The following is a 7,914-nucleotide window of genomic DNA, read 5'->3' on the forward strand; positions in this document are numbered from 1 at the left end:
GGGCAGTGGAACGCGCTGGCGCCGTGGGACGGGTCGCGCACCGCGAGCGGTTCGCATCCGCGCCCCGGCCCGATCGCCGGTACCGGCCGGATTCGCGTCGCCGCCTATGGGATGCACGGCAGGCCGACGAACTCGGACCGCGTAGCGACGCGGGCGCGCCCGCCGAACGGTGGGCAGCCGAGGCGCGCATTCTGCTCGATCGGCCAGACCCCGTGGCCGACGGCCAAGCCCTCGTGCCGGACCGTGGTATGCCTGTTCCGGCGTGACACCGCCCGGCGGTCCAATGACTCCGACAATGCTCCCGGCGGCCCGCCCGCCTGGGCGCGGGTCGTCGAGATCGGTTGAGCTACTTGGCGTAATCGCTCGCGCCCCACCAGTCGACGAGGACCACCTCCTCGTCGCCTACCACCCAGGCGTCGTGTCCGGAGGGCAGTGCGGTGACCTGTCCGGGCCCGGCGTCGAATTCGGTGCCGTCGGCCATCTGAATGTGGATCGTGCCCGCCACGTGGTATTGGAAGTGCGGGGCCAGGCACCAGTCCGTGCCCGCGACCGGCTTGACATGCTCGGACCACCGCCAGCCGGGTCGCAGGACGAGCCTGCCGATTTCCCGGCCGCCGACCTTCAGGATCTCGGCCCGGCCGTATTCGAAGGCGCGCACCTCGTCGGGTGCGGCGAAATCACGATGTTCGGTGTTCATCACGCTCACTGATCCCATGCTTGGACGCCGGTCTCCCGGATGATGTGGCCGTCGGCGAGATCCAGGGTGGCCGCGCACAGCACCCGGGTGCCGTCCGGGTACCGGCAGGACTCGAAGAAGTTCACCGTCACCCCGTCGGTGACGGCGTGCTGGATCTCATGTGTCATCTCCCGCCCGCACACATCGTCCAGATAGGCCCCGATCTGGTCGCGGCCGCGCAGGACGAGCGGGTGGCTCGGCGGATTGTTCTGGTCGATGAGCCGGATCTCCGCGTCCTCGGCGTAGAGCGCGCGCAATCCCGCCGCATCGCGCTCCTCGATGCTGCGGCGGAATTCGTCGAGATCGAATCCCCGGGCGGCTTCGGTGCTGCTCATGATGCCCCTCTTCTTGGTGTTATCGCTGGCGGAGAAAGTGTGCGCGGCTTCCGTCAAATGCCCGTCAACCCCGGTCCGGCAGCACGTCGGGGGTTGCCAGCGCGGTGCCGGGAGCAGAGACTGAAGTCTCGCGGAGAGGCTGCGCGATGCTGCGGATACAGGTCCTCGGCCCACTGCGGGTCGAACTCGACGGAAGATCGGTGGAACTGCCGGATCGGCGGCAACGCGTGTGTGCCCTGCTGGCCTGGCTCGCCGTCCACCCCGGCCCGCATCACCGTTCGCGCCTGGCGGGCGAGTTCTGGCCGGAGGTCCCGGAAGCCAATGCGCGAGCCAGCCTCCGCAGCGCGGTGTGGGCGTTGCGAGCCGCCCTGGGTCCGGCGGGCGTTTGCCTCGAAGCGGACCGCGACACCGTGCGCCTCGGCTGCGACCCATGGGTTGACCTCGCGGAGTTCGATCGTTTGGCTGCCTCCGGTGATTGCGTCGCGGCTGTGGACCTGTGCCGTGGCGAACTACTGGCCGGATGGCACGAGGACTGGGTCCTCGAACTGCGCACCGAGCACTCTCGTCGGCTGGCCGCGGCGCTGGGCGACCTGGCCGCTCGCGCCGAGGCCGGTATCAGGACCGGGCCTGTGACCGGGACCAGGGATGAATCCGGGACCGAGACAGAGCCCGGGGCCGAGGGAAGTGTGCGAGCCGCCATCGGCTGGGCCCGTCGGCGTGTCGACCTCGACCCGGCGAACGAATGCGCCGGACGGGAGCTGATCCGGCTCCTCTGCCTCGCCGGGGACGAGCAGGGTGCGATAGCGGCCTACGCACGTCTGCGACGGGCATTGAGCACGGAACTGGACTTGCGCCCCTCCGCCGAGACGACAGCCCTCATCCACCGGCTCCGTCCACACGAACCGGTGCTCGCCCCGTGGACCCCGCCTGTGCAGCCTCGGCCGGAGTTCATCGGCCGCGCTCGTGAACTGGAGTGACTGCGAAAGTGTCTGGCACGCACCGAAACCGGCCTCGGCCTGGTCGCCACCATCACGGGCGAGGGCGGCATAGGCAAGACAGCGCTGACCGAGGAGATACTGGACGCCGCAGCACATCACGGCGCCCGGACCGCGGGCGGTGCGGCCGGTGGCCCCGGCGGAATGCCCTTCGAGGTGTGGTCGGGACTGTTGACCGACCTGCTCGCCGCTACCGGCCCGCTACCGTCGGACGCACCCTGGGCCGCCGATCTGGCCCGCTTGGTCCCCGCCGTAGCACCCCGAGCTCCCGCCGTCGGACCGGAGCACGATCGCATCCGCCTGTTCGAAGCGGTGATCGCCCTGCTGGGCACCCTGTCCGCGCGCCACCCGCTGGCGCTCGCCCTGGAGGACCTGCACCTCGCCGACCCCTCCAGTCTGGACCTCCTGGGCTACGTGACCCGTCGAATCACCCGCCTGCCAATTCTTTTCGTCCTCACTCGCCGTCGTCTCCCGCCGAGCCCGCGCACCGAGGCAGTACTGGGCGCACTCCGCGCGAAGGGCGCCCTGGCGGCCGAAATAGAGCTGGGACCAATGGATTCCGCTGAGATCCGCGCCCTAGCGCAGCTCACCGCGGCCCGGACCGCGACCGGGATGCCCGCCGCCCACACTCGGGTCGAATCGATCGCCGCGACAGGCCCCGCCGAGACGACGGCCTACCGGACTCCCACCGAGCCGGCCACGGTAATCGCTGTGGCTGAGCTGTCCTCCGCACCTGATCCGGCTGAGCGGGGTGGCGCGCTGAGCCCGGCGCAGCTGGCGGGTGTCGTCGCGGTGGCGGGTGGCAGCCCGCTGCTCGCTGTGGCTGCCGCGCGGCAGTTCGTCCTCGGCAACGAAGGTTTCGCCACGGATCTGCGTGCTGCGACTCGGGCGGAGTTGGCGCGATTGAGCGGGTCCGCTCGGCTGTTCGTGGAGCTGGTGGCGGTGGCCGGGCACGATGTGGGTCGCGCGGAGATCGTGCGCCTGCCCGCGCTGGGCGATGCGGATCGCGCAGCCACCGAGGCCCTGGGGTCGGGGCTGTTACGAATTCGGGAGGGAGCCATCGGGTTTCGGCATGAGCGGCTGCGGGTGGCGGTGTACGAGGATATCGCCGAACCGCTGCGGGCCCGGATGCACGAGGATCTGGCCGCCGCGTTGCGGGTACGGGGCGTGCCGGGCACACGGCGGGCTGCCGAGATCGCGGGACATCTGCGCAAGGCCGGTCGTGATGATCTGGCGGTCGGCCACCTTGTCCACGCGGCCGCCGAAGCCCGTGCGATGGCGGCACTCGCCGAGGCTGCCGGCTTTCTCCGTGAGGCACTCGAGGTGGAGCCGGACAACCCTGACGCGTTGATCGAGTTGGGTGAGGTGGAGGCGTGGCGCGGGCGACTGGAGGCCTCCGATGCCGCGTTCGACCGAGCGCTGCGGCTTCTCTCGCCGCAGGACACCGGCGCGCTGGTCGCCGCCTGGCTACGGCGCGGAATGTGGTTGCGCGGCGGTATCTGTCATCCGCGTGAGTCGCGGCGTTCCTACCGCGCGGCACTGGATCTGCTCGAGCGCGAACCGGATTCGGATCCCACCATCCGGGCCGCGGTGCTGGCGGGACTGGCGTGGGCCGAATCGGTGGCTGGCGACCCGGGTGCGGTCGCCGAACTGCTCAGGGCGGTGGGCGAACTCACGGAGGGGAGAGCTATCGGTGACCTGCTCTCCCCTGACGTGGAGATCGCACGCGCGCACGCTCTGCTGCGTGCCGGTCGGTTCACCGAGAGTTTCGGCCCGCTGCTGGACGCGGCGGCCGCGGCGGACCGGGCGGGGCGACCCGATCTGGCGTACAGCTGCCTGATCAATGCGGCGGGTGCGGCGGCGTGTGCCGGAAAGTTCGAGCGGGCACTGGATTTCGCCGATCGGTGCCTGTCGCTGGTGGTGCCGAACGACCTGCTGCGACTGGTCGTCTATACCCAGTCCGGTCGCTGCGCGCTGCTGCTACGGCTCGACCGGATGCCTGAAGCCCGTGCGGCGCTGGACGGTGCGGCGGCGGCAGCGGAACGTCTCGGTAGCGCGGACCTGGCGGGACTTGTGCTGCACGATCGGGGACTGCTGGCTCAGGCGTGCGGGGATCCGGACGAGGCCATCGCCCAGTTCCGGCGGGCGCTGAATTCCGACGCGCCGATCAGCCGAGCGCTGACCAGGCTACGCTGCGCCGAAATGCTCACCCGCACGGGAGATCTCACGGCGGCGGAGAAAGAGCTCCGTGAGGTCGCCCTGGAACCCGTGACGGCGGGCGACTTTCCGGACCTCCTGGTGGCGCGGATGCAGCGCATCCAGGGCCTGATCGCCCTCGCCCGTGATGATCGGGGGCTGGCCGTGACGCGCCTGCGGCAGGCGGAGCGTGCCTGGCGGCGGCGCGTGGATGCGGGAAGCCTTACCGGGGAACGCTATTCGGCGGCCATCGTCGATCTGGGCCGTCCACCGCTGGCCGCCTTCGTGGAGCCCGAACGTGAGCTCGCCCTCGTGCTCGCGGACCTGTCATCCTTCGACGCTGCCGGGAGCGACCATGCCGAGCTTCGATGACCACGCGCACAGCGCCGCCGCTCCAGAGGATGTCTGGCAGCTGCTCTACGACCCCGGCCGGTTCCCCGAATGGTGGGCGGGCATCGGATCCGTCGATCCCGCACCGGATACCCAGCCGGACCGATACACCATGTACCCCGACGGCTATCCCGACTTCCCGATGCCCCAGACGCTGCGCACCGACCGGCACGACCGCCGCGTGATCATATCCTGTCTGATCTCGGACCTGCGCTTCGAGTGGCGCCTGGTGCCCGCACCTTCCGGCACCGACATACACGTCCACGTCGAGCTGCCGGACACCGAGGCCGCCCGGCTGGAGACCCAGCGAAGGATCGTCCGGGATTCGGTGTCCGCCTTGGCCGCACTCGCGGCAGGCGGGCACCACTCCGCCGGGTCTGCCTCGCCGCGCGCCTAGCGTTGCGTCGTGGCCGATTCCTGCTTTCTCATCCGGTCGCACCATCCAGTGGAACTCGGTGGCGTCATCCATGGCGTACGCGTTGTCCGGGCACTGCGTCCCCATCCACATGCCGATATCGCACCGAGGCCGTGGATGACGTCGTGGCTCAGCGCGCCCGCGGGACCGATGTACCGGATCGTCCGCTTCGGTGAGCAGGCGTCGGGCGGCACCGAGTGCGGCCGCTTGTCGGCCGCGGGCCAGCCAGGGCAGCGCCAGTCCGGGCTGCGGCTCGTGGCCGCACGCCAGCGCGTCGTGATAGGCGTGGTCGGCCTCGTCGTAGGCGCCGTGCATGCGCATCAGTTGGCCGCGGTGCACGGCGCACTGGCCGGTGAACATCACCAGGCCGGGCTGATCGGCACACCAGGTGGTCAATGCGAGCGTCCACGTCTCGGCCCGGCCGAAGTCCGAGATCTCTTGGCACGCCTCGATCATCGCGCAATAGATGTGGCCGACTAACATCGTCGACACGCCGCCGGTGGTAATGCAGATCATCGCCTCGTCCAGCAGCGCCAGCCCTCTCGAACGCGACCGGAGTACAGGGCCAATCTGCCCTGGCCACAGTCCCATCGCGGTCAGGTCCGGTTCGGCGAAGCGGTGTCCGTAGTCGGTGACCTCGTCGGCGCATCGGGCGGCGGCGAACTCGCCCGCGAAGAGATGGCGGAACATCTCCGCGACCAGGACGTAGCCGTCCTCGACCACATCGTCCGGCACCTCCGCCAGCAGCCGCCGCGCTCTGGTCACCCAACCGCCCCCGATTACGGACTCCCCGGTGAACAACAGGGTCTGTGCCAGCCAGAATGCGGAGCGGACCGCCTCCAGCCGATCGCCCGAATCCAGATTCAGCTGGTAGGCGCGCTGCAACGCGTGGACGCAGTCATCGGTGCGACCCGTCGGATACGCCGCTGTCGCCAGGCGTGCGAAATCGTCGCCGTCGACGCTATGGGTGCACCGCCCCGTCGCACATCGGCCGATCCACCCATTCCCCATCCCACTCGGCATGGGTGGATGTGCGCAGGTGACGTGCTCAGTGGGCCGCGCTACCGGTCCAACCAGGCGGCCAGGTCCGGTAGGTCGGTGGCGGCGACCCCGGTGAATCGGGGTGGGCGCTTCTCCAGGAAGGAGGAGATGCCTTCGGCCAGATCGGGACTGGTGGAGGCGTGCGGGATCGTCTTCTTGTCGAGGTCGAAGGCCGCTTCGGGGCTGCCGTGGGCGGCCATGGCCACCAGGGCCCGGCGGATGACGGCGGCGGAGTTCGGAGCGATGGCGACGGCCAGTTCTCGGGCGAGTGCGTAGGCGGCGGGCAGGAGGTCGTCGGGGGAGTGCACGCTGGTGACCAGGCCGGCGGCGTGCGCCTCCTGGGCGCTGAAGACGCGGCCGGTGAGCATCCACTCCTTGGCTTTGGCCAGGCCGACCAGTTGCGGCAGGAACCAGGTCGAGCCGCCCTCGGGGAAGAGGCCGCGGCGGGCGAAGACGAAGCCGAATCGAGCGTTCTCGCTGGCCAGTCGGAAGTCCGCGGCGAGCGTCATGGAGATGCCGACGCCCACCGCCGGACCCGGGAACGCCACGATCACCGGCTTGTTCGAATTCGTCATGGGCCGCACCACCCGCGTAGCCGGCTCGTCCCAGTCCGGCGCGCTGTGGTCGCCGATCGACGGCTCGGCGAAATCCATTCCGACGCAGAAGTATTCACCCTCCGCGGTGAGAACGACCACCCGCACCGCATCGTCTCGGTCCGCAGCCGTCAGCGCCGCGCCCAGCTCATCGGCCATGGTGAGCGTGAAGCCGTTGCGGGCGTGCGGGCGGGCGAGCGTAATGGTCGCGACGGCCTCCTCGACCGCATAGGTGATCGTCGAATACGTCGTCTCGCCGCCGAAGCGTCGGCCGTCGTCGGCCATATCGAGTTCTCCCGCCGTAGGTGAGTAGATGAAGCTCAAAGATTCTCAATCCGTCACGGCGGGGTCAATACGTGGTCGTGGGTTCCGCTCGACGCCGCGCGTCGGATGCCCGGATGAGTCGTTCGCTCCTGCCCACGGTGCACGGATATCGTGTTGCGGACTGGTTAGCCGTTGAATTGCTGACGCGGTGCAGTGGGATCGTCACAGCAGCGTGAGGGTTCGCGAGACGTAGTCGAGATGAGGGATTGTGCCTTACGGGGGACGAGTGGTGGCGGCCGTTATCGGTGTGCTGTGCGGTGCCTGGGCGGGGTACGGCGTGCAGCGCACGGTGGGTGCCGGGTGGAGATCGGTCGCGGGCGGTCAGGGGAGTGCTGCGATTACCGCGGCCGTGGTCTGTGCCCTGACCGCGCTGGTAGCCGTGTGGTTGTTCGGGTGGGGGCGGGTCCGGTACGCGGTGGTGTTCGGGACGGGGCTGGGCGGGGTAGCCGTGCTGTGCGCCGTGGCGGCGTTGCCGGCTCCGGACGAGTGGGACGAGTTTCCGATCGCGTTCGGGGCGGGGCTCGGGGCGCTGATCGTGCCGGCGGTAGTGCTCGGGTCGGCGCGGATCTGGTTCTTCGGTGCCCTGATAGCGGCCGTGGTGCTGGGTTATCAGGTGGACAATCTCGTCGATTCCGACCGCTATCGGTACCGCGATTTTCCGTCGACGGTGGGTGCGAACGGACAGTCGTGGCAGTTGCTGGTGGCGCTCGTGCTGGGCGGTGCGTTGCTGGCGGCGATGTGGTGGTGGCGTGGTGAACGCGTCGAACCGCAGATTTCGGGTCCGTCGGTGGCGGTCGGTGTCGGAATGTCGGTCGCGGCGCTGCTGGTCGTGCGGTGGTGGGCCGGAACGGGATGGCTGCCGTGGGCGGCGGCCGCGCTGGTTGTGGCG

The 7,914-nt window shown here is 69.8% G+C and carries 8 protein-coding genes and 1 pseudogene; 6 read left to right on the forward strand and 3 right to left on the reverse strand.

The genetic code is table 11. The annotated features are described in order from the left end of the window. Positions 1 to 345, forward strand: a pseudogene (locus tag QK444_RS28090) (hypothetical protein); the annotation flags it as partial. Position 346: 1 nt separating this feature from the next. On the opposite strand, the gene QK444_RS28095 reads toward QK444_RS28090, so the two are convergent. Both QK444_RS28095 and QK444_RS28100 read right to left on the reverse strand, forming a co-directional pair. After that, entirely contained in the window at positions 347 to 715 is a 369-nt protein-coding gene (locus tag QK444_RS28095; RefSeq protein ID WP_282785157.1) for a cupin domain-containing protein, read from the reverse strand. Beyond that, the gene (locus QK444_RS28100) at positions 703 to 1,071 is read right to left on the reverse strand and encodes a nuclear transport factor 2 family protein (protein ID WP_282785158.1); all 369 of its coding nucleotides are present in this window, start codon (positions 1,069 to 1,071) and stop codon (positions 703 to 705) included. Before QK444_RS28100 ends, QK444_RS28095 begins: the two co-directional genes overlap by 13 nt. A 146-nt stretch (positions 1,072 to 1,217) precedes the next feature. On the opposite strand from QK444_RS28100, the gene QK444_RS28105 reads away from it, so the two are divergent. The 4 genes from QK444_RS28105 to QK444_RS28120 are packed head-to-tail and all read left to right on the forward strand — an operon-like array spanning position 1,218 to position 5,547. Further along, positions 1,218 to 2,048 carry a BTAD domain-containing putative transcriptional regulator gene (locus QK444_RS28105; protein ID WP_282785159.1) on the forward strand — a complete coding sequence of 277 codons (831 nt, stop codon included), beginning with the start codon at positions 1,218 to 1,220 and terminating at the stop codon, positions 2,046 to 2,048. 12 nt (positions 2,049 to 2,060) lie between these two features. After that, positions 2,061 to 4,634 (forward strand): ATP-binding protein, encoded by a 2,574-nt coding sequence (locus QK444_RS28110; protein ID WP_282785164.1) that lies wholly within the window; start codon positions 2,061 to 2,063, stop codon positions 4,632 to 4,634. Further along, positions 4,618 to 5,049: an SRPBCC family protein gene (locus tag QK444_RS28115; protein WP_282785160.1), complete on the forward strand. Its 432-nt coding sequence runs from the start codon at positions 4,618 to 4,620 to the stop codon at positions 5,047 to 5,049. Before QK444_RS28110 ends, QK444_RS28115 begins: the two co-directional genes overlap by 17 nt. A gap of 9 nt (positions 5,050 to 5,058) precedes the next feature. After that, on the forward strand, positions 5,059 to 5,547 hold the full coding sequence (locus tag QK444_RS28120; protein ID WP_282785161.1) for a hypothetical protein: 489 nt from the start codon (positions 5,059 to 5,061) through the stop codon (positions 5,545 to 5,547). 581 nt (positions 5,548 to 6,128) lie between these two features. On the opposite strand, the gene QK444_RS28125 is transcribed toward QK444_RS28120, so the two are convergent. After that, entirely contained in the window at positions 6,129 to 7,025 is an 897-nt protein-coding gene (locus QK444_RS28125) for an enoyl-CoA hydratase-related protein (RefSeq protein WP_282785162.1), read from the reverse strand. Positions 7,026 to 7,254: 229 nt separating this feature from the next. On the opposite strand from QK444_RS28125, the gene QK444_RS28130 reads away from it, so the two are divergent. Next, positions 7,255 to 7,914: hypothetical protein (locus QK444_RS28130; RefSeq protein ID WP_282785163.1), on the forward strand; the 660-nt coding region annotated here is incomplete at its 3' end.

It is taken from the genome of Nocardia sp. CC201C (assembly GCF_030010695.1).
GTDB lineage: Bacteria > Actinomycetota > Actinomycetes > Mycobacteriales > Mycobacteriaceae > Nocardia > Nocardia otitidiscaviarum.